This window comes from Actinomadura sp. KC216 (assembly GCF_004348535.1).
In the GTDB taxonomy this organism is placed as follows: domain Bacteria; phylum Actinomycetota; class Actinomycetes; order Streptosporangiales; family Streptosporangiaceae; genus Spirillospora.
On the sequence record NZ_SMJX01000097.1, the window covers coordinates 1 to 20,010 of the forward strand.

Genomic DNA, 20,010 nt, shown 5'->3' on the forward strand with positions numbered 1-20,010 from the left:
CGGGCCGTTCCGGGGGGTGTGGGGGGTCGTCCCCCCACGATCAAACGGGCAAACTCCCGCAGGTCGCCGGCCGCTACAGCGGGCTGGCTCTGGCGTCGTTCGCCGTCGTGGGGGTGAGCGGCGTGGTGAACGCGTGGGTGCGGCTCGGCGGCGTCAACCTCGGGTCGCGGTACGGGGCACTGGTCCTGGCGAAGATCGCGGCGCTCACCGTCCTGGGCGCGATCGGATGGTGGCACCGCCGCGCCACCCTCCCGGCCCTGCGCGACGGACGAGGAACGCGGGCCTTCATCCGGCTCGGCGCGGTCGAGATCCTCATCATGACGGCGGCCATGGCGCTGGCGACCGGGCTCTCCCGCACGCCGCCGCCCGAGAACCCGCCGGGCACGCTCGACGTCGTGGCGCTGCGCCTCGGCTTCCCGCTCCCCGGCCCCGCCGGTCCCGGCCCCTACCTGCTCGACTGGTGGATCGACCCGCTGTTCGTCGCGCTGATCGCGACGGGCGCCGTCCTGTACGGGGTGGGCGTCGCGCGCGTGCGGGCGTGGCCGTGGCGGCGCACCGCATCATGGGCCGCCGGGCTGCTGGTCGTCTTGCTCGCCACGTCCGGCGGAATCTCCCGCTACAGCATGGTCCTGTTCAGCGCCCACGCCGTGCAGCACATCCTTGTCGGGTTGGTCGCGCCGCTCCTGCTCCTCTACGGCGCGCCACTACGCCTTGCTCAGCAGGCTGTGCGGGGAGGCGCCGAACTGCTCACCGCCGTAGCGCACAGCCGGGGGCTGCGGGCGCTGTCGCATCCGGTCATCGCGTCCGTGCTGCTCCTGCTCAGCCTCTACGCGTGGCACGTGTCGCCGCTGTTCGGGACGTCCCTCGCCAACCATGCGCTGCACTCCCCCGCGCTGCTCTGCTTCCTGGTCATCGGAGCGGCGTACTTCCACGGGACGGCCGGGACGCTCGTCCCCGTCGCCGTCCTGCCGCTGCACGTGATCGCGGGCGTGGCGCTCATGTGGGACGGGACCGTCCACGGCAACTGGTACGAGGACCTCGGCCGCCGATGGGGCGCGTCACCCCTGGACGACCAGCACCTCGGCGCGCTGCTCCTCTGGACGGCCGCAGCGGCGATCACGCTCGCGACCGCGCTACGGGGTCACTGGCGGGGGCGGCGGTCGACGACGCGGCTGAGCGCCTCCACGACGGTCGGGTCGTACTCGGCGGCGGAGTCGAGCCTGAGCCGCTCCAGCACGGCGGCGCCGCGGTCGCGGTCGGCGGAGTCGCCGACGAGGTCGTCGTAGGCGTTGGCGACCTTGATGATGCGTCCGGCGAGCGGCGGCGGGGCGGGCCGGTCCCCGGCGGCGGACTCGCCGGACGGGTCGTCGGCATGGGGCTCGCGCCCGGTCCGGTACGGGTGGGACGACAGCTGGACGATGTGCGCCACCCGGTCCAGGACCCCCGTCTGCTTGATCACCTCGGCGCCGAGCTCGGCGATGCGGCGCTGCTCGGCCGGGGACGCCAGCACGGTCGCGCCGCCGGGGATCGGGTCGCCGAGCGAGAGCTGCCCGATGTCGTGCATCAGCGCCGCGTACTCCAGTTCGAGGAGCTCCTCCTCGGACATGCCGAGCTCGCGGCCCATCGCGACCGCGAGCTGCGACACCCGGTGCGAGTGCCCGGTCTCGACGTAGCCGCCGACCTCGGTGACGCGGGACAGCGCCCGGACGGTCTGCAGGTAGGTGGCGCGGATCCCGGCGTACCGGCGGAACGCGAACTGCGTCACCAGGATCGGCACCGTGAAGATCAGCAGCGCGGCCTCGCCCATCGCGGTCGTCGCGACCGCGATCAGCATGGCGGTGGCGCTGGTCGCGGCGCACAGCGCCATCTTGGCCTCGGCCTCGTCCCGCAGCGCGATCCCGAACCGCGCCCGGACCGCCTCCGCCCGGATCACCGCGGCGATCAGCACGTCGGTGAAGCACGACGCGATCACCACGATGCTCATGACCGCCAGCACCAGCTGCCAGGGCAGGTCGAACGACAGCACCGGCCGGAAGCACAGCGCGACGACCGTGACGTTGAACAGCCGCCGCGCCATCGCGTCCGGGCGCGGCGACCGGCCGACCGCGATGTGCGGCAGCGACCCGATCAGCATCCCGACCGCGGTGACGGCGACGACCTGCAGCGCCGAGTGGTCGGCCGCGACGACGCCGAGCCGCGCGTCGTCCGCCGCGCCCTCGGGACCGACGCCGACGAGCAGCGCGTACCCCATCGCGCCGGCGCTGGCGATCGGCGCGACCTCCCGGTTGCCCGGCATCACCATGCGGAACAGCTCGCCGAGCGCGATCAGCACGCCGAAGATGATCGCGATGTTCGGCTGCCGGAGCCCGACGGCGGCGACGTGCGCGATGGCGACGACGACGAACAGCCCGGCCGTCGCGATCAGCAGCAGCTGGCCGGAGTCGATGGTCTGCCACGCCGCCCGCTCCCGGGCGCGCCCGTGCCCGCTCATAGGTGCCCGCTCATAGGTGCCCGCTCATAGGTGCCCGCTCATAGGTGCCCGCTCATAGGTGCCCGCTCATGGACGTCCCGTCACCGCCGCACTTCGTCGCTCGGCCGGACCTCGTCGCCGGCGACCCGGAGGGGTGCGCTCGGGTCGTCGTGGTCCTGCTGGGTGGTCTCGACGACGTCGTCGTCCGGCAGGACGACCGGGTCGGGCGGCACCCACGGGTCGCGTTCGAGGGCCCGCAGGAACGCCTCGACGATCTCCGGGTCGAAGTGGTCGCCCATGCAGCGGCGCAGCTCGGCGACGGCCTCGTCGACGCTGCGGGCGGGCCGGTAGGAGCGGGTGGAGGTCATCGAGTCGAACGCGTCGGCGACGGCGATGACCCGGGCGAACTCGGGGATCTCGTCCCCGGCGAGGCCCATCGGGTAGCCGCGGCCGTTCATCTTCTCGTGGTGGTGCATGATGCCGGCGAGCGCCTCGTCCAGGAACCCGATCTCGCGGACGATCTCCAGCCCGCGCATCGGGTGCAGCTGGATCGCGGCGAACTCCTCCTCGGTCATCGGCCCGTTCTTCTGCAGCACCTTCGTCGGGACGCCGAGCTTGCCGACGTCGTGCAGCATCCCGGCATAGCGGATCGCCTCGACCCGGTCGGGGCGCATCCCGATCTCCTGCGCGATCATCACCGAGCCGCGGGAGACCCGCTCGGAGTGGCCGCGGGTGTAGTAGTCCTTGGTCTCGACGGCCTGGCACAGCGCGGCGAGGGTGGCGGAGTGCGCCTGCTGCTGCACGTACGCCTGGTCCATCGCCCACCGGGCGATGAGCAGCGGCAGCAGGACGAGCACGGCGGCGAACGGCCCGACCCGCGGCCACAGCCCGGCGATCAGCAGGCCGACCATGCCGTAGCCGAGGCAGCCGACGGCGAGCCGGCCGCTCTCGTGCAGCAGCTCGCGCGGCGTCGCCTGCCGGGCGAGCAGCAGCACCCCGCCCATGAGCGTCAGGTTGACCAGGACGAAGACGACGAGCGCGGCGAGGAACGGGCCGATGACGTTCTCGACCCAGCGGGCCTGCTCGGGATCGAACCGGTTGCCGCCGAGCGCCTCGAAGACCGTCCCGGCGACGAAGCCGCAGAGCGCGAGCTGCCCGCCGTTGAAGAGGCGCTTGACCGGCGCGAAGAACCGCTGGCCGGTGACCACGGCGCAGAACCCGAGGAGCGCGGCGCCGGCCGGGCCGAGCAGCACCACCGAGGCGAGGCTGGCGGCGAAGCTCATCGAGACCCGGGCGCGGGCGAGGTTCAGCCGGGCGGGCGCGGAGTCGCAGATGAGGAACAGCAGGGCCAGCACGGCGAGCTGGTCCCACTCGATGTCGGCGAATGACGACGTGGCGATGAGCCCGGCCGCGAGGGCGACCACACCACAGACGTACGCCCAGGCAGCGAGAGGAAGACCACGCATTGCCGCCCCTCAGGGAGGGAACACGCCTCGTCCGGCCTTCCGCGGCGGCGCGCCGCCGCGGGCGGGCCGGGGGAGGAGACGTGTTCGGTGACCAATGGCGGGGCGTCACCGGGCCGGCGCGTGCCTCTCGGCACCCGCGCTACACCCAGGACACACCTTCGGACATCATCAGCGACGACGCCGAGGCGCACCGGCACCGGTCGTGTCCTGCCGGCGTCACGGGCTTGCGCATGGCTCCTTGCCTCCCCCCACGATCCGGGCCGTCCGGCCTCGCGGCCGGTCGCCGGGACCGGGACGGTCCAGGCTTCCGGCCGAGCACATACCCCGAATTCACGGGTATGCACGTGCTCTCGTCGCTGATTTCGGCACAAGCCTAACGTGGACTGCCCAGGCCACACAGGCATGCGAGGAAACGTGAGCAAAGCGTGAACCTATCGTCACCTTAGGTGATCATTTGCCCGACCCCGATGCACGTTTCGTATGCGGACAAAATGGAGACATACCGGCACCGCACGTGCATCCGCAATTCCATCCGAATATGCACTCAGGAAAGGCCGCGAAACGGCGAGACCTGCCAAGACCTGGCATTCAGCGGCGGGCCGGGGCGTTCCGCTCCCGCGCCCACGCGACCGTCGCGGCGACGCCCTCCCGAAGGCCCACCCCGGGCGTCCAGCCGAGGGCCTCCGCCGTCCGCCGCGGGTCGACGGACATCGCGGGCAGGTCGCCGAGGCGGGGCGGCGCGAACTCCGGGTCGTCCGGCGCGCCCGCCGCCTCCGCGACCACGGTGTGCAGCTCGCGGTCGGTGGTCTCGACGCCGGTGCCCACGTTGAGGCGGAGCCCGCTGCCCCGCTCCCCCGCCGCGCGGGCGAACGCGTCGACCACGTCCAGCACGTACACGTAGTCGCGGGTCTGGGTGCCGTCGCCGTACACCTTGGTGGGGCGGCCCGCCAGCAGCGCGTCGGTGAAGATCGAGACGACGCCCGCCTCGCCCTCGGGCGTCTGCCGCGGCCCGTACACGTTCGCCAGCGTCAGCGTCGTGAAGTCGATGCCGTGCAGCTCCCGGTACATCTGCGCGTACACCTCGCCGGACACCTTGGACGCCGCGTACGGGGACGCGGGCCGCAGCTCGGCGTCCGGCGGTACGGGCAGCGCGTCCGGCACCCCGTACACCGCGCAGCTGGAGGTGAACACGACCTTGCGCCCGCCCGCCGCCCGCGCCGCCTCCAGGACGTTCGCCGTCCCGACCACGTTCGTCCGCGCGTCGTGCAGCGGGTCGGCCACGCTGGCGCGCACGCTGACCTGGGCGGCGAGATGGCAGATCACCTCGGGCCGCCGCACCGCGGCCTTCTCGACGAGCCCGGGATCGGCGACGTCCAGCTCCCACATCTCCACGCCGGGACGGACGTTCGCGCCGGACGACAGGTCGTCCACGCCGATGACCTCGTGGCCGTCGGCGACCAGCCGGTCGACGAGATGGGAACCGATGAATCCGGCCGCGCCGGTGACGAGTGCGAGCACCCGCAGCACGATACCGGTGACGCTCAGGCGCTACCGGACGTCTCGGACTTCTCCGCCCCGCTGGACGCCTTGATCTCGCCGCAGATCTCCTCGATGCGGCCCATCACCTTGTCGCGCAGGTCGCTCGGCGCGGGGTCGCTGCCGCAGGACTTGTTCACCAGCTTCTTGACGGCCTCTTCGAGCCCGTACTCCCGCAGGCACGGGCCGCATTCGTCCAGGTGATCGCGTACTTCTCCGCAGCCGCCCTGGTCGAGTTCACCGTCGAGGTAGGTATAGACCCGCGCCAGTACCTCGTCGCAGGGAGTCTCATGGTGGTTGCCACAGCTCATTTGGCAGAACCTCCGCTCGCCCTGGTCAGGCCCCGGTCCTGAGCGTAGTCCTCCAGCATGCCGCGCAGCTGGCGCCTGCCGCGGTGCAGGCGGGACATCACCGTGCCGATGGGCGTGCCCATGATCTCGGCGATCTCCTTGTACGCGAACCCCTCGACGTCGGCGAGGTACACGGCGATGCGGAACTCCTCCGGCAGCTCCTGCAGCGCCCGCTTCACGTCGGTGTCGGGCAGGTGCTCAAGCGCCTCCGCCTCGGCGGACTTCAGCCCGCTGGAGGTGTGCGACTCCGCGCGGGCGATCTGCCAGTCCTCGATGTCCTCGGTGGCGGCCTGCTGCGGCTGGCGCTGCTTCTTGCGGTAGGAGTTGATGAACGTGTTGGTCAGGATCCGATACAGCCACGCCTTGAGATTGGTGCCTTCCTTGAACTGGTGGAAGGAGGCGAACGCCTTGGCGAAGGTCTCCTGGACGAGGTCTTCGGCGTCCGCCGGGTTGCGCGTCATGCGCAGCGCGGCCGAATACAGCTGGTCCAAGAACGGGAGCACGTCGCGCTGGAACCGCTCCCGGCGCTGCTCCACGGTCTCCGTGGTGCCCTGTACCTGACCCACCCCCTCGGCTGTGGCGCCCGTGGCCCTGACTCGGCCGTCGGCGTCGTTTCCCACAGACGATATCGGCCCGCGCGGTCCGCCCACGCGGGCGGGTGCCGGCGCGTCCGCGGGCGTTCTCCGCCGCAGATCGGCAACGGCTGTGGTCATCGGTGTGCACCTCCGCTGTACTTGCCTGTGAGACGGTGCAACACCGCAACGTCCCCGCCGATTCCCCGTCAGGAAGTGACGAAACGAAGCCGCTCCCGCGCGCCCCCGTCCTGCACGGAGGGTGATGATCACCCGCAGCGGGGAAGACCAGACATATACGGCGAGAACAGGAGCAAGCGGTGCAACCGGTGCTACCGGCGCAACCTTCCGAGCCCACCATCGCCAGCCTGCGTGACGTCTCCGGGGACTCCCTGTCGCGCTACTGGAGGTTCTACTGGGCGGTCGCGTCCGCCCAACTGGCCAGATGGCTGCCGCGCAGACCCTCCCGGATGCTGGACATCTCGGGCGGGCGCTGCGCGGCGCAGGCCGCCGAGGCGGGCCACACCGTCCTGGAGGTACGCGATCCGGGCAGGGCCGACGCGGCGGAACGCGCGGCCAAGGGCACCTCCATCCCGCTGATCGGCGACACCGGCACGCTCGCCTTCCTCGCCGACGCCTGCATGGACGGCGTGATCGCCGAGAACCGCGTCCTGTCCCGGCACCTCGCCACCGAGTCCACGGTCGCCGAGATCGCCCGCGTGCTGCGCCCCGGCGGCCGCGTCCTGCTCTGCGTCGACTCCCTCACGCTGGGCATGGCGCTGCTGGCCGAGCGGAACTACTGGGCGCACCTGTCGGACGTCCCGAGCGCCGAGGTCGTCCTCGTCCCCTGGCCGGACGGGACGATCACCCGCTCGTTCTCCGCCCACCAGCTCCGCGAACTCCTCGCGGACGCGGGCCTGGAGGTCGAGTGGGTCAGGCCGCGGACCGTGCTGTCCCCGTCGATGGTCGAGCACGTCCTGGCCGGCTCCCCTCGCGCCATGGCGCGCCTGGTCCGCACCGAGCTGAACGCCCCGAGCCCCGACGAGTCACTGGGAATCCACCTGCTGGCCAGTGCCCGGCGCAGGAGCTAACCGCGTGCCCTCCGGTCATGTTTGGCTTGGCAGGTGATGCAGCGAGCGGCGTCCGGGCGTGCCTCCAGGCGGCCTTCGGGGACGGGACGGCCGCAGCCGACGCAGCGGCCGTAGGTGCCGGCGCTGATCCGTTCCAGCGCCTCGGCGACGGCGCGCCGGTGGCGTTCGAGGGAGTCCAGGGCGGCCTCCACGCGGTCCTGGGCGGTGAGGCCGGCCCCGGCGTCCGCGGGCGAGCTGTCGCGCTCGGGGCTCTCCCCGCGGAGAATGGCGATCGAACGGTCCAGATCGGCGCGCATGGACTCCAGGCGGGAGCGGGCTACTGCGGTGTCCACGATGCTGCGACTCCTCCCGGTGGGGATTCCGGGCGATGCGGGGGTCGGGGATCCGGCCGCCGCCGAGGTCGACAGCGGTCAGAACAAACTGCCGGAATGGTTTTCAGAACTATCCCCAGAAGCCGCCGGTTCTATGAGTTCCGGGCCGTTGTTTCTCACGCTGTTGACGGCCTTCGACACCGGATAGGCGTCCATTGTCCCGGCCATCGCGGGCACCAGCAGGCCGCGGACCTGCTCGGTGTCGGTGAGGTCGGGGTCGAGCCAGGCGTCCCAGCGGTCCGGTTCGACGACCATCGGCATCCGGTCGTGGATGCGGCCGAGGTCGTCCGGCGCGTCGGTGGTGATCACCGTGCACGTCCAGAGCCATTCGTCCTCGGGCGACTTCCACAGTTCGTAGAGCCCGGCCATCGCCATGATGGCGCCGTCGTTGGGACGGATGAAGAACGGCTGCTTCTGCGGCTTCTTCTTCTTGGCCTTCTTCTCGCCTTCGGCCGGATCGGGCGAGTCGCCCTGGTCTTGCAGGGTGTACCACTCGAAGTAACCGTCGGCGGGCAGCAGGCAGCGGCGCCGCGCGAACGCGCGGCGGAACGACGGCTTCTCGTGCACCGTCTCGAACCGCGCGTTGATCATGCGCGAGCCGATCGACAGGTCCTTCGCCCAGGACGGGACGAGCCCCCAGCGGACCGTCCGCAGCTGCCGGACGGCCGGTTCCTCCTCCGGCGCGTCCTTCGGGCGCCGGTTGAGGACGGCCGGGACCTGTTTGGTCGGGGCGACGTTGTAATCGGGCTGGATGTCCCCGTCGACGGCGTCGAGCTGGACCTGGAACTCGTCCAGCAGCTCCTGACGCGCGCGGGTGGTGGCATAGCGTCCGCACATGGCTCCCATCCTGCCGCGCTTGAGGCGCGACGCGCTGGGCATGTAGCGGGTCATGCGACCCTTCACGACTCTGGCCCGCCCGTTCGTGGCGGCCCCTTTCATCATGAACGGCCTGGACGCGGTCCGGGATCCGCGCGAGCGCGCCGCGCGGGTAGGCCCGGCGGTCAAGCCGGTCGCGGACCGGATCGACTGGCTGCCGAAGGACGCCGAGACGCTCGTCCGGATGCAGGGCGCGCTCAGCCTCGGCACCGGCGCGCTGCTGCTGACCGGCCGGTTCCGGCGGCTCACCACGCTGCTGCTCGCGGCGCAGGTGGTGCCCGCGCTGGCGACCGAGCACCGCTACTGGACCGAGGAGGACCCCGAGCACCGCGCCAACGAGCGGTCGCATCTGCTGAAGAACGCAGGGCTGTTCGGGGCGCTGCTGATGGTGGCGTCCGAGCCGCGCCGCTCGCCGCGGACGGCGGAGCTCCGGCGGCAGGCCCGGGAGGCGCAGATCAAGAGCGCGGCGGAGGCGAAGGCACTGCGCCGCGAGGCGGCCGTCACCCTGCGGGACGCGCGCCGCGAGGCGGCCCGGCAGGTGCGCGTCGCCCGCGCCGAGGGCGGGCGCAAGGCCGCCCGGCGGACCGCGAAGACGCTGAGGTCGGCGAAGTCCAAGAAGTCCGGCGGCATGCTCAAGGGCGCCGGGGCCGCGTTCCTGATCGGGCGGGCGTCGAAGCCGGGCCGTGCGGCGCGGGCCGGTCAGACCGTCAAGGCCGGGACGGCGGCGCAGGCGGCCAGGGCGATGAAGGCCGGGCGGACGGTGAAGACGGGAACGGCCGTCAAGGCGGGCCGGGTCAAGCAGGCCGTCAAGCGCTGACCCGCGGCCGTTTCCCGAAGAGAACCTTAAAAGAGGCTCAAATCCGTTGAACCGCGAGCCGGACGGGTCCCGTACTGCCATGTGACCCCGACCGACCCACTCACGGAGACGCCCCGGCCATGGCAGTTCCCGGATCGACCGGTCGCCAGACCGGCGGGTTGCGGAGCCTGCTCCGCAGGCCGCGCGACGAGGACATCGTCGCCGAGCTCTATCGCGAGTATCATCGGCCGCTCCTCGCGTTCGTCCTCCGGCTCACCGGCGGTGACCGCCCGTGGGCCGAGGACGTGGTGCAGGAGACCATGATCCGGGCATGGCGCAGCGCGGACCGGCTCGATGACCGCACGTCCTCGCTGATGCCCTGGCTGGCCACGGTCTCCCGGCGTATCGTGATCGACAATCGGCGGCATCGCGAGGTCCGGCCGCCGGAGGTCGGCGACGGCCCCCTGGAGAACCTGCCGATGGCGGACGAGCTGGACGGACTGCTGCGCAAGGTCGTCGTGACGGAGGCGCTGGAGTCGCTCTCCCCCGCGCACCGGCAGGCGCTGACGGAGACGGTGCTGCGCGACCGGACGGTCAACCAGGCCGCCGAGTACCTGGGCATCCCGGTGGGGACGGTCAAGTCCCGCGTCTACTACGCGTTGCGCGCGCTGCGCGTCGCCTTGGAGGAGAGGGGGGTGACCTCATGAGCTCCCAGGTCGAGCACACCGACGTCGGCGCGTACGCGCTTGGCCTTCTCGAAGAGGTCGACCGGCGGGCGTTCGAGGCACATCTGCAAGGGTGCGCGGCGTGCCAGGCCGAGCTGCGGGAGATGTCGGGAACGGCAAGCGTTCTCACCTCGCTCGGGGCGGAGCGGCCGGAGGACGAGCCGTCCACGGCCCCGGCGCCGGTGATCGACATGATGCGGCGCAAGCGGCGGGCCGACCGGCGGTCCCGGCGCGCCGCCCTCCTCGTCGGTACCGCCGCCGCCGCTGGCGCGCTGGTCGCGGGCGTCGGTGTGGGGACGGTCCTGAACGACGAAGGCCCGGCCCCGAAGACGCCGCCCGCGCCGCCCATCGCCGGGGAGCAGTTCCGGGGGACCAACCCCGGCACGGGCGCGTCCGGCCTGGTCGGGCTGGTCGACAAGGGCTGGGGGACGCAGGTCAGCCTGGAGCTGCGCGGCATCAAGGGTCCGCTGCGGTGCCATCTGGAGGCCGTGTCCAAGGACGGCGAGCGCAGCGTCGTCGCGGGCTGGCGCGTCCCCGACAAGGGGTACGGGGTGCCGGGGCAGCCGAAGCCGCTCGTGATGCAGGGCGGGACGGGGCTCACCCGTCCGGAGATCAGCCGCTTCGAGGTGCGGCTCGACGACGGCGGGACGCTGCTGACCATCCCGCTGTGATCATCTCGCTGTGATCATCGGGGTGGCGGCCCCGGCCGGATAGCCTTGGGTCATGCCCTCTCCGCACTGGTCCGCCCCGGTCGCCCATGCCCCGGTGGACGCCGCCGTCCCGCTGCCCGGGTCGAAGTCGATGACGAACCGGGCGCTGATCCTGGCCGCGCTCGCCGCCGCGCCGTCCGTGATCGTCCGGCCGCTGCACAGCCGCGACACCGAGCTCATGGCGGACGCGCTCCGCGCGCTGGGCGTCGGCATCGGCGAGGACTCCGGCGACTGGCAGGTCACCCCGGGCGAGCTGGCAGGCCCGGCGCGCGTGGACGTCGGCCTCGCCGGGACGGTGATGCGGTTCCTGCCGCCCGTCGCGGCGCTGGCGTCCGGCGAGGTGGCGGTGGACGGCGACCCGCGCGCCAGGGAGCGCCCGATGGGCCCGATCATCACCGCGCTGCGGGCGCTCGGCGCGGACCTCGACGACGGCGGGCGCGGCGCGCTCCCGTTCACCGTGCGCGGGACGGGGTCGGTGAACGGCGGGCAGGTCGTGATCGACGCGTCCGGGTCGTCGCAGCTGGTGTCGGGCCTGCTGCTGGCGGCGCCGCGCTTCGAGAAGGGCGTGGAGGTCAGGCACGAGGGCCCACCGGTGCCGTCGGCGCCGCACCTGGCGATGACCGTCCAGATGCTGCGGGACGCGGGCGCGGCCGTCGAGACGGAGCGGAACGTGTGGCGGGTCGCGCCGGGCCCGCTGCGCGGCGGCGAGTGGGTGATCGAGCCGGACCTGTCGAACGCGGCGCAGTTCCTCGGCGCGGCGCTCGTCACGGGCGGCCGCGTCACCGTGCCCGGCTGGCCCGCCGAGACGACCCAGCCCGGCGACGCGCTCCGCGAGCTGCTCGCCCGGATGGGCGCGGAGGTCTCCCTCGGCCCGGACGGCCTCACCGTGCGCGGCACGGGCACCTACCAGGGCCTGGACGCCGACCTGCACGAGGTCGGCGAGCTGACCCCGGTGCTGGCCGCCCTCGCCGCGCTGGCGGATTCGCCGTCCAGGCTGACGGGCATCGCGCACCTGCGCGGCCACGAGACCGACCGGCTCGCGGCGCTGGTCACCGAGATCAACGGGCTGGGCGGCGACGCCCGCGAGCTGCCGGACGGCCTGGAGATCACCCCGCGCCCGCTGCGCGGCGGCGGTTTCCGCACCTACGACGACCACCGGATGGTGATGGCGGCGGCCGTGCTCGGGTTGGCCGTTCCCGGCATCGAGGTGGAGAACCCGGGCACCGTGGGCAAGACTCTTCCGAACTTCACCGAGCTGTGGGCGTCGATGGCGGCGCCCGCCTGAGCGCAGGGACCGGACCACTGGCACGACGAGCACAGGACTACGACGAGGACGACGTCCGGGTGCGGCCCGGGCGCCGCGGGTCGCGCCCGCGCACCCGGCGCCGCCCCGCGCACGAGGACGCCTCGTCCGGATTCGTCACCGCGGTGGACCGGGGCCGGTACCGCTGCCTCGTCGACGCGGGCACCCCCGACGAGCGCGGCGTCACCGCGATGCGCGCCCGCGAGCTGGGCCGCAAGGGCGTCGTCGTCGGCGACCGGGTGGCGCTGGTCGGGGACGTGTCCGGCGCGCCCGACACGCTGGCCCGCATCGTCCGGGTCGAGCCGCGGACGTCGTCGCTGCGCCGCACCGCCGACGACACCGACCCGTTCGAGCGGATCGTCGTCGCGAACGCCGACCAGCTCGCGATCGTCACCGCGCTCGCCGACCCCGAGCCCCGCCCCCGGATGATCGACCGGCAGCTCGTCGCCGCCTACGACGCCGGGATGGACCCGCTGCTCTGCCTCACCAAGGCCGACCTCGCCGACCCCGCCGATCTCGTCGCCGAGTACGCGCCGCTCGGCGTCCCCTATGTCGTGACGCGGCGCGGCGGCGACCTGGACGAGCTGCGCGGCCACCTGTCCGGGCGGACGAGCGTGCTGGTCGGGCACTCGGGCGTCGGGAAGTCGACGCTGGTGAACGCGCTCGTCCCGGACGCCGAGCGGGCCGTCAGCGAGGTCAACGCGGTCACCGGGCGCGGGCGGCACACGTCCTCGTCGGCGATCGCGCTGGAGCTGCCCGGCGGCGACGGCTGGATCATCGACACCCCCGGCGTGCGGAGCTTCGGCCTCGCGCACGTCGAGCCCGAGAACGTGATCAACGCGTTCGAGGACCTCGCGGACGGCGCCGCCGAGCGCTGCCCCCCGCACTGCGACCATCTCCAGGAGAGCTGCGGGCTCGACGGCTGGGTGGACGACGGGCACGCCAGCCGCGCCCGCCTCGACTCCCTCCGCCGCCTCCTGGCGAGCCGCGAGGGCGACGCCGAATAGGCCCGGCATAGCCGGGCATAGGCCGCGCTTCGTCCGGCCGGCCTCGGTATCGTCGCCCCCATGGTCCAGACGATCGCAGCGCGCTACGAGCTGGTGGAGGTGCTCGGACGCGGCGGCATGGGCGCCGTGTGGCGGGCCCGCGACCGCACGCTCGACCGCGAGGTGGCGGTCAAGGAGGTGGCGCTGCCGCAGGGCCTGGACGAGGCGCAGGTCGAGCGGACCTACGCGCGCACGTTCCGGGAGGCGCGGTCGGCGGCGCGGCTGGACCATCCGGGCATCGTGACCGTCCACGACGTGGTCGAGGAGGACGGGCGGCCCTGGATCGTGATGCAGCTCGTCCGGGCGGAGAGCCTGGACAAGGTCATCGCGCGGGAGGGGCGGCTGCCGCCGGACCGGGTCGCGGCGATCGGCCTCGACCTGCTGGACGCGCTGAACGCCGCGCACGCCGCCGGGGTCGTGCACCGCGACGTCAAGCCCGGGAACGTGCTGCTGCCGCAGGGCCGGGCCGTGCTCACCGACTTCGGCATCGCGACGGTCGCCGGGGACGAGACCCTCACCCAGGCGGGCGCGATCGTCGGGTCGCCCGCCTACCTGGCGCCCGAGCAGGCCCGCCACCAGAAGGCCACCCCGGCGTCGGACCTGTGGTCGCTGGGCGCGACGCTGTACGCGGCCGTCGAGGGACGTCCCCCGTACAAGCGGCCGGACATGTGGGGCATGATGGCCGCCCTGCTGTCCGACGACCCGGACCCGTTCCAGCTCGCCGGGCCCCTGACGCCCGTCCTGCACGGCCTGCTCCGCAAGGACCCGGATAGGCGGATGAGCCCCGACGACGCCGGACGGCTGCTCCGCCAGGTCGCGCAGGGGCCCCCGCCGCCCGTCCAGACGCAGCCGCCGCCTCCGTACGCGCCGCCGCCGCACAACGTGACGCTGCAGCCGCCGGCCGCGGCACCGACGGTCGAGTCCCCGTCGTGGCAGACGCAGCCGCCGACCGGCGTTCCGGCACGTCGGCGGCGCCGCCCGCCATGGCCGGTGATCATCCCGGGCGGGATCTTCGCGGCGGCGCTGGTCGTCGCGGTCGTCGCGGTCGTGGTGTTCACCAGCTACCGCGGCAACGAGCGCGCCGACGACCCGCCGACGTCCTCGGCGGGGACGTCGTCCTCGTCGTCCACGCCGACGAACGTCGCCGTGCCGTCCGGGTACCGGCTGTACCAAGGGTCGGCGTTCGTCGCGGCGGTGCCGCAGGGGTGGAAGGACGAGAGCTCCGGCGACGACGCGTCGTTCACCGATCCGGCTCCGGGCGTCCGGCGGGGCCTGGCGATCCAGCGCATCGCGAACAACGACTTCGCCGACCCCGGGGACGGCCTCGTCGACGCCCTCGACCAGATGAAGAAGGACACCGCGCAGTATCCCGAGTTCAAGCAGGAGAGCCTCAACCGCAACGTCGCCTACCTGGGCGACAAGGCCGCCGAAGCGCAGTTCACCTTCACCAAGAACGGCATCCCCGGCAGGGCCCGTGTCCGGGTGTTCAGGTTCGACGACGCCATCTACCAGGTCATCATCGTCGCAGGGCAGCAGCATTGGGACGGGGCCGTCCCCGCCTACGACACCTTCCTCCGCACCCTGCGAAGCAGCGCCTGACACCATGGACAGGCGATGGGTGCTCAAGGCGACGCTCCTCGGGCCCCTGGCCGCCGCCGGGTGCTCCGGCGAGAAGCCGTCGCCCGCCGATCGCCCCTCCCGGCGCCCGCGCCTGACCGGGCCCGCCGACTGGAACGCGCTCGGACGCGGCCTGGACGGGACGCTGATCCGCCCGTCCGACACCTCCTACGCCCAGGCCCGGCGCCTCCACATCCCGCGCTTCGACGGCATCAAGCCCGCGGGCATCGCGTACTGCGAGACGCCGCAGGACGTGTCCGAGTGCATGGCGTTCGCGACGCTGCAGCGGATCCCGGTCGCCGTGCGCTGCGGCGGCCACAGCTACGCGGGCTGGTCGACGGGCACGGGCCTCGTCATCGACGTCTCCCCCATGGACACGGTGAAGCGCGACGGCGGCCACGCGGTCGTCGGCGCGGGGACACGGCTGATCGACCTGTACGCGGGGCTCGCCGAGCATGGCGTGAGCGTCCCGGCAGGCAGTTGCCCGACGGTCGGCGTGGCGGGGCTGACGCTGGGCGGCGGGATCGGCGTGGCGTCCCGCGCGTACGGGCTGTCCTGCGACGCCCTGGCGTCGGTCCAGGTCGTCACCGCGGACGGACGGGTCCTGACCTGCGACGGCGAGCGGAACCCGGACCTGTTCTGGGCCTGCCGGGGCGGGGGCGGCGGCAACTTCGGCGCCGCGGTCTCGTTCACGTTCCGCACGCACGAGATCGGCGAGGTCACGCCGTTCAGCGTCCGCTGGTCCTGGGCGGACGCCGCCGCCGTGATCCGGGGCTGGCAGCGCTGGGCGCCGTCCGCGCCCGACGAGGTCTGGACGAGCCTGCGCCTCGACACGCGCCCCGGCCAGGCGACCCCGAGCGTCGAGGTCATCGGCGTCGCGCTCGCCGACGCCACCCCCTCCATGAACGCGCTGACGGCCGCCACAGGGGCCGACCCCACGTCGTCCACCGCCCAGAGCAGGCCCTACCTGGACGCCATGAAGTTCATGGGCGGATGCGCGGGACAGACCGTCGAGCAATGCCACGCCCAAGGCACCCTGCCCGGCCGGCGACCCGGCGGAAGCTTCCCCAGAACCGACTACGCCGGTAAATCCCACATCGCCTACAAGCCCCTACCTGACGCCGCCATCAACGCTCTCCTGAACCGCTTCGACACAGGCAACGACGTCCAGAACCGCTCCGTCCTCATGGACGCCTTCGGCGGCGCGATAGGCCGCGTAAGCCCGGGCGACACCGCCTTCCCGCACCGGAAGGCTCTGTTCTGCGTCCAGTACCTCGCGCCCGACAACGCCTGGCTTCGCGGCACGCACGCGGCGATGGAGCCGTCCATGGGCGGCACCGCCTACGTGAACTACATCGACCCTGATCTCAAAGACTGGGCCACCGCCTACTACGGCCCCAACCTGGACCGGCTCAGAAGGACCAAGGCCGCCCACGACCCCGAAGGTCTGTTCCGCTTCCCGCAGGCGCTCTAGCCCGTCAGCCGTCCGACGGTTCCTCGAACAGGCTGCGCGCCCTGGCCTCGGCCTCGTTCAGCGCCTTGACGTGCTCGGGCGCGAGTTCCTCCACGCAGCGGGTCATCTCCTCGGTGACCCGGCTGAACGCGCTCTCCTCCGCGCCGCGCAGCGCCGCCCGGACGCTCGCGGAGCGGGCGCCGAGCGCGGCCCACTCCAGCTCCAGCCGCGCGACGGCCTCGTCGAACGCGCGGGCCGTCTCGGCCCCGGCGTCCTTCAGCTCGTCCGGGACCGGTCCGCGCCCCGCCTTGCGGGCCCGGCCGGACAGAGTCGAGATGCGGCCCGCCAGCGCCAGCCCCTCCCGTGCCAGCGGCAGCACGTCGTGGATCAGGTCGGTGACCGCCTTCGCCAGCTCCTCGACCCGGGTCAGCAGCGTCCGCGTCGCCTCCTCCAGCGCCGTGGAGCTGCGTTCGGCGACCCGTTCGGCGACGTCCTGCTGCCGCTTGGACAGCACCGGGACGATGTCACGGTCCAGCCTGCGGCGCACCTCGCGCTCCCGGGCGCTGCGCTCGCCGGGGTCGCCGGGCCCGGCCCGTCCGGCCCAGTCGGCCACGACGCGCTCGATGCGCTCCTCCCCGGACGCGGCGATCTCCGCCGTGATCTCCTCCAGGGCCTCGCCCACGCGGGCCTTCAGCCGCTCGACGCGCCCGTAGAGGGCCTCGCGCTTGAACGGGTCGTTGAGCTCGTTGAGCTGCGCCTGGAGCCGGCGGGACACGTCGATCGCGTGCTCGGCCAGGGGGACGAGGCGGTCGGCGAGCTCGTCGAGCGTCTCGGCCCGGCGGGGGTCGGTCAGCTCGGCCACCCATGCGGGAAGGTCGTGCGCCATGCGCCCATGCTGCCACCACCGGCCCGGCGATACCCCCGATACCGCCACGGCGCGCCCCACGGAGACGACCGAAAAGCCGGAACGGCCGGGTAAGTGTGTCTGGACAGGACGTGATCAGGGTAGCGTTGCACGCCGTGGCGGGCTATTCCGATGACCTGCGTCTCGCTCATGTGCTGGCGGACGGGGCCGACGACATCACGACCAGGCGTTTCCGTGCCCTCGATCTCGACATCGAGACCAAGCCGGACCTGACGCCGGTCAGCGACGCCGACCGCAGCGTGGAGGAGCAGATCCGCGGCACGCTGAAGCGGGCCCGCCCGCGCGACGCGGTGCTCGGCGAGGAGTACGGCCGGACCGGATTCGGGAACCGCTGCTGGATCATCGACCCGATCGACGCGACGAAGAACTTCGTCCGGGGCGTCCCGGTGTGGGCGACGCTGATCGCGCTGATGGAGAACGAGGAGATCGTCGTCGGGGTCGTGTCCGCGCCCGCGCTGCAGCGGCGCTGGTGGGCGGCGCGCGGCGGCGGCGCCTGGACGGGCCGCAGCCTCACCCGCGCCACCCGGATGACCGTGTCGTCGGTGACGGCGATGGAGGACGCGTCACTGTCGTTCTCCAGCCTCAGCGGCTGGGAGGAGCAGGGCCGCCTCAGCCGGTTCATCGAACTGACCCGCGAGGTGTGGCGGACGCGGGCGTTCGGCGACTTCTGGTCGCACATGATGGTCGCCGAGGGCGCGATCGACATCTCCGCCGAGCCCGAGGTGTCGCTGTGGGACCTCGCCGCGCTCCAGGTCATCGTGGAGGAGGCCGGGGGCATGTTCACCGACCTGTCCGGCGTGCCGGGCCCGGACGGCGGCAGCGTCGTCTGCACGAACGGCAAGCTGCACGCGGAGGTCCTGCGCACGCTCGGCGGCGGCCAGCTCTCCCTGCGCATCTGACCGCCCCGCCTCACCGAAGTCCCTGGTGAGATCATGGTTCCATCGGCCGGACTCGCGACATATCGTGGAACAGCGGCCGCCGGGCGGCCGTTGTCCCTACGAGGGCGGCCCGTTAACGGAGGTACCAATGTCGACCCAGACAAAGTTCGTGATCGGCGGCGTCGTCGTCGGGTTGCTGACCCTGTTCATCTTCCCCTGGTGGCTGACCACGCTGATCATCCTCGGCGTCCTCGGGGCGCCGGTCGTCGGCTACCTGATGCTGGACCCGTCCCAGCGCAAGCGGGTGCGCGCACAGGGCCGCAAGCGCCTGGGGAGCTGAGCCCTCAAGGCAGGGCCTACTCCCACAGCTTGCGGTCGTCGCCGAGCGGATCGAGGACGACGCGGTCCCCCGGGCCGTCGAACACCTGCACCGCACGGGTGGACGGCTCGTACCGCGCCCAGCCGGGGTCGCCGCGCACGGCGAAGTCGACCCACGCGCGGTGCATCCGGTCGGCGAGCTCCTGCGGCGGGTTCGACCCGGCGAGGCTCCCGGGCGCGCCGGTGAGGTTGTCGAACACGAAGCCGAGCTCCAGCGCGTGGCAGGCGCCGACGTCGAAGGTCGGCGACCGCCACGCGAACTCGTACATCCAGGTCCGCCCGCCGGAGGCGGCGTGCCCGGCGGCGGCCCGGTCGGCCGGGACGCGGAACATGCCGTCGGTGAGGATCGCCGCCATCAGCTCGCCGGGCGCCAGCTCGGGACGGCGGTCGCGGTAGGCGGCGGGCACCCCCGGCGGCAGGCCCATGCCCGCCGCGACGAGACCGATCAGCTCCTCGGTGACCTGGGCGGCGAGCCCGGACGGCATCAGGAAGAACCGGAACTCCTCGGACGTGCAGCCGATGAGCAGGTCCACGTCGCGTCCGGCGCCGCCCGCGATGGCGTCCTCGGGCCGCCGCCGCAGCAGCTCACCGTCCAGGATCGGGGTGAGCGACATGGCGCAGGCGGCCGTGGTCGCGCCCCACCGGGCGGGGTCGGGCAGCGCGGCGACCTCCGTGGCGACCTCCGACTGGACGGGGATGATCGCGGCCGGGTCGAGCGCCGCGAACCCCTCCGCGGTCGGCTCCACGCCGAGCCGCGCGGCCATCTCCCGGGTGACGAGCAGGGCGTCGTCAGGGTCCTGCGCGACGGCGCCCGCGCCGCTCTGCGCGATCGCCCGGCCGAAGAGCCCGAGGTCGAGGGAGAGCAGGGTGGTGACGCTCATCGCGCCCGCCGACTCCCCGAACACGGTCACCCGGCCCGGGTCGCCGCCGAAGGCCGCGATGTTGGCCTGGACCCACTCCAGCGCGGCGATCTGGTCGAGCAGCCCCCGGTTCGCGGGGGCGCCGGGCAAGCCGGCGAAGCCCTCCACCCCGAGCCGGTAGTTGATCGTCACGCAGACGACGCCGTCGCGGGCGAAGTTGCGGCCGTCGTAGACGGGCAGCGCGCCCGACCCATTGCGGAACGCGCCGCCGTGGATCCACACCATGACCGGCAGGCCGGACCCGCCGGGCGTCCAGACGTTCAGGTTGAGGCAGCCGTCGCCGGGGACCACCGGGTCGTCCAGGAGCAGGGTGTAGGGGTGCACGTATCCGGGCTTGGGCGCGGTCGGCCCGTGCTCGACGGCGTCGCGGATCCCGTCCCACGGCTCCGGCGGGCGCGGCGCCCGGAACCGGTTCGGCCCGAACGGCGGCGCGGCGTAAGGAATGCCGAGAAACGCGGTGACGCCGTCCCGCGCCGTCCCGCGGACCTTCCCGTAAGCCGTCTGAACGACCGGTCCCCGTCGCATGC

19 protein-coding genes and 1 pseudogene are annotated in these 20,010 nt (G+C 73.0%); 11 read left to right on the forward strand and 9 right to left on the reverse strand.

Annotated elements, in window-relative coordinates; all coding sequences use genetic code 11:
* Positions 1–113: 113 nt before the first annotated feature.
* Positions 114–1,076 (forward strand): annotated as a pseudogene (locus E1264_RS18640) (bifunctional copper resistance protein CopD/cytochrome c oxidase assembly protein); the annotation flags it as partial.
* A 65-nt stretch (positions 1,077–1,141) separates the two neighbouring features.
* On the opposite strand, the gene E1264_RS45380 reads toward E1264_RS18640, so the two are convergent.
* The 5 genes from E1264_RS45380 to E1264_RS18665 all read right to left on the reverse strand — a co-directional run bounded on the left by E1264_RS45380 (position 1,142) and on the right by E1264_RS18665 (position 6,535).
* Positions 1,142–2,491: an HD domain-containing phosphohydrolase gene (locus E1264_RS45380; RefSeq protein WP_132175157.1), complete on the reverse strand. Its 1,350-nt coding sequence runs from the start codon at positions 2,489–2,491 to the stop codon at positions 1,142–1,144.
* Positions 2,492–2,571: 80 nt separating this feature from the next.
* Positions 2,572–3,894, reverse strand: a complete 1,323-nt coding sequence (locus E1264_RS18650) for an HD-GYP domain-containing protein (protein ID WP_347813404.1) — start codon at positions 3,892–3,894, stop codon at positions 2,572–2,574.
* Positions 3,895–4,524: 630 nt separating this feature from the next.
* Positions 4,525–5,454 carry an NAD-dependent epimerase/dehydratase family protein gene (locus tag E1264_RS18655; protein WP_132175161.1) on the reverse strand — a complete coding sequence of 310 codons (930 nt, stop codon included), beginning with the start codon at positions 5,452–5,454 and terminating at the stop codon, positions 4,525–4,527.
* Positions 5,455–5,477: 23 nt separating this feature from the next.
* Positions 5,478–5,783: a mycothiol system anti-sigma-R factor gene (gene rsrA / locus E1264_RS18660; protein ID WP_132175163.1), complete on the reverse strand. Its 306-nt coding sequence runs from the start codon at positions 5,781–5,783 to the stop codon at positions 5,478–5,480.
* Positions 5,780–6,535 (reverse strand): sigma-70 family RNA polymerase sigma factor, encoded by a 756-nt coding sequence (locus tag E1264_RS18665; RefSeq protein WP_243711008.1) that lies wholly within the window; start codon positions 6,533–6,535, stop codon positions 5,780–5,782. The genes rsrA and E1264_RS18665 overlap by 4 nt, the downstream gene beginning before the upstream one ends.
* A gap of 179 nt (positions 6,536–6,714) precedes the next feature.
* Here E1264_RS18665 and E1264_RS18670 point away from each other — a divergent pair, with 179 nt between their 5' ends.
* Positions 6,715–7,485, forward strand: a complete 771-nt coding sequence (locus tag E1264_RS18670) for a methyltransferase domain-containing protein (RefSeq protein WP_243711009.1) — start codon at positions 6,715–6,717, stop codon at positions 7,483–7,485.
* Here E1264_RS18670 and E1264_RS18675 read toward each other — a convergent pair.
* Complete coding sequence (locus tag E1264_RS18675) at positions 7,482–7,817, reverse strand: TraR/DksA C4-type zinc finger protein (RefSeq protein ID WP_132175165.1); 336 nt, start codon at positions 7,815–7,817, stop codon at positions 7,482–7,484. The genes E1264_RS18670 and E1264_RS18675 overlap by 4 nt on opposite strands.
* A 78-nt stretch (positions 7,818–7,895) precedes the next feature.
* Positions 7,896–8,747 carry an SOS response-associated peptidase gene (locus tag E1264_RS18680; protein ID WP_347813405.1) on the reverse strand — a complete coding sequence of 284 codons (852 nt, stop codon included), beginning with the start codon at positions 8,745–8,747 and terminating at the stop codon, positions 7,896–7,898.
* Between E1264_RS18680 and E1264_RS18685 the strand changes: the two genes are divergently transcribed.
* The 7 genes from E1264_RS18685 to E1264_RS18715 all read left to right on the forward strand — a co-directional run bounded on the left by E1264_RS18685 (position 8,746) and on the right by E1264_RS18715 (position 16,403).
* The gene (locus E1264_RS18685; protein WP_132175167.1) at positions 8,746–9,549 is read left to right on the forward strand and encodes a DoxX family membrane protein; all 804 of its coding nucleotides are present in this window, start codon (positions 8,746–8,748) and stop codon (positions 9,547–9,549) included. The genes E1264_RS18680 and E1264_RS18685 overlap by 2 nt on opposite strands.
* A 119-nt stretch (positions 9,550–9,668) precedes the next feature.
* Positions 9,669–10,235: a sigma-70 family RNA polymerase sigma factor gene (locus E1264_RS18690; protein ID WP_132175169.1), complete on the forward strand. Its 567-nt coding sequence runs from the start codon at positions 9,669–9,671 to the stop codon at positions 10,233–10,235.
* On the forward strand, positions 10,232–10,924 hold the full coding sequence (locus E1264_RS18695) for a zf-HC2 domain-containing protein (protein ID WP_132175171.1): 693 nt from the start codon (positions 10,232–10,234) through the stop codon (positions 10,922–10,924). Before E1264_RS18690 ends, E1264_RS18695 begins: the two co-directional genes overlap by 4 nt.
* A gap of 52 nt (positions 10,925–10,976) precedes the next feature.
* The gene (gene aroA, locus E1264_RS18700) at positions 10,977–12,248 is read left to right on the forward strand and encodes a 3-phosphoshikimate 1-carboxyvinyltransferase (protein ID WP_132175173.1); all 1,272 of its coding nucleotides are present in this window, start codon (positions 10,977–10,979) and stop codon (positions 12,246–12,248) included.
* A gap of 17 nt (positions 12,249–12,265) precedes the next feature.
* Complete coding sequence (rsgA, locus tag E1264_RS18705; RefSeq protein ID WP_132175201.1) at positions 12,266–13,273, forward strand: ribosome small subunit-dependent GTPase A; 1,008 nt, start codon at positions 12,266–12,268, stop codon at positions 13,271–13,273.
* A gap of 60 nt (positions 13,274–13,333) precedes the next feature.
* The gene (locus E1264_RS18710) at positions 13,334–14,911 is read left to right on the forward strand and encodes a serine/threonine-protein kinase (RefSeq protein ID WP_132175175.1); all 1,578 of its coding nucleotides are present in this window, start codon (positions 13,334–13,336) and stop codon (positions 14,909–14,911) included.
* 4 nt (positions 14,912–14,915) lie between these two features.
* On the forward strand, positions 14,916–16,403 hold the full coding sequence (locus E1264_RS18715) for an FAD-binding oxidoreductase (protein ID WP_132175177.1): 1,488 nt from the start codon (positions 14,916–14,918) through the stop codon (positions 16,401–16,403).
* A gap of 4 nt (positions 16,404–16,407) precedes the next feature.
* On the opposite strand, the gene E1264_RS18720 is transcribed toward E1264_RS18715, so the two are convergent.
* Positions 16,408–17,268: a hypothetical protein gene (locus E1264_RS18720; protein ID WP_132175179.1), complete on the reverse strand. Its 861-nt coding sequence runs from the start codon at positions 17,266–17,268 to the stop codon at positions 16,408–16,410.
* Positions 17,269–17,402: 134 nt separating this feature from the next.
* Between E1264_RS18720 and hisN the strand changes: the two genes are divergently transcribed.
* Entirely contained in the window at positions 17,403–18,206 is an 804-nt protein-coding gene (gene hisN, locus E1264_RS18725; protein WP_132175181.1) for a histidinol-phosphatase, read from the forward strand.
* A gap of 127 nt (positions 18,207–18,333) precedes the next feature.
* On the forward strand, positions 18,334–18,525 hold the full coding sequence (locus tag E1264_RS18730) for a hypothetical protein (RefSeq protein ID WP_132175183.1): 192 nt from the start codon (positions 18,334–18,336) through the stop codon (positions 18,523–18,525).
* Between the two features lie 16 nt (positions 18,526–18,541).
* Here the strand turns inward: E1264_RS18730 and E1264_RS18735 are convergent, their stop codons facing one another.
* Positions 18,542–20,008: a carboxylesterase family protein gene (locus tag E1264_RS18735; protein ID WP_132175185.1), complete on the reverse strand. Its 1,467-nt coding sequence runs from the start codon at positions 20,006–20,008 to the stop codon at positions 18,542–18,544.
* Between the last annotated feature and the right edge of the window lie 2 nt (positions 20,009–20,010).

Coding starts and splice junctions, on each gene's coding strand:
- E1264_RS18695 (WP_132175171.1), top strand. CDS start 10,232: ATGAGCTCCCAGGTCGAGCACACCGACGTCGGCGCGTACGCGCTTGGC.
- E1264_RS18690 (WP_132175169.1), top strand. CDS start 9,669: ATGGCAGTTCCCGGATCGACCGGTCGCCAGACCGGCGGGTTGCGGAGC.
- E1264_RS18730 (WP_132175183.1), top strand. CDS start 18,334: ATGTCGACCCAGACAAAGTTCGTGATCGGCGGCGTCGTCGTCGGGTTG.
- rsrA (WP_132175163.1), bottom strand. CDS start 5,783: ATGAGCTGTGGCAACCACCATGAGACTCCCTGCGACGAGGTACTGGCG.
- E1264_RS18665 (WP_243711008.1), bottom strand. CDS start 6,535: ATGACCACAGCCGTTGCCGATCTGCGGCGGAGAACGCCCGCGGACGCG.
- E1264_RS18680 (WP_347813405.1), bottom strand. CDS start 8,747: ATGACCCGCTACATGCCCAGCGCGTCGCGCCTCAAGCGCGGCAGGATG.
- E1264_RS18710 (WP_132175175.1), top strand. CDS start 13,334: ATGGTCCAGACGATCGCAGCGCGCTACGAGCTGGTGGAGGTGCTCGGA.
- E1264_RS45380 (WP_132175157.1), bottom strand. CDS start 2,491: ATGAGCGGGCACGGGCGCGCCCGGGAGCGGGCGGCGTGGCAGACCATC.
- E1264_RS18735 (WP_132175185.1), bottom strand. CDS start 20,008: ATGCGACGGGGACCGGTCGTTCAGACGGCTTACGGGAAGGTCCGCGGG.
- E1264_RS18685 (WP_132175167.1), top strand. CDS start 8,746: ATGCGACCCTTCACGACTCTGGCCCGCCCGTTCGTGGCGGCCCCTTTC.
- aroA (WP_132175173.1), top strand. CDS start 10,977: ATGCCCTCTCCGCACTGGTCCGCCCCGGTCGCCCATGCCCCGGTGGAC.
- E1264_RS18715 (WP_132175177.1), top strand. CDS start 14,916: ATGGACAGGCGATGGGTGCTCAAGGCGACGCTCCTCGGGCCCCTGGCC.
- E1264_RS18720 (WP_132175179.1), bottom strand. CDS start 17,268: ATGGCGCACGACCTTCCCGCATGGGTGGCCGAGCTGACCGACCCCCGC.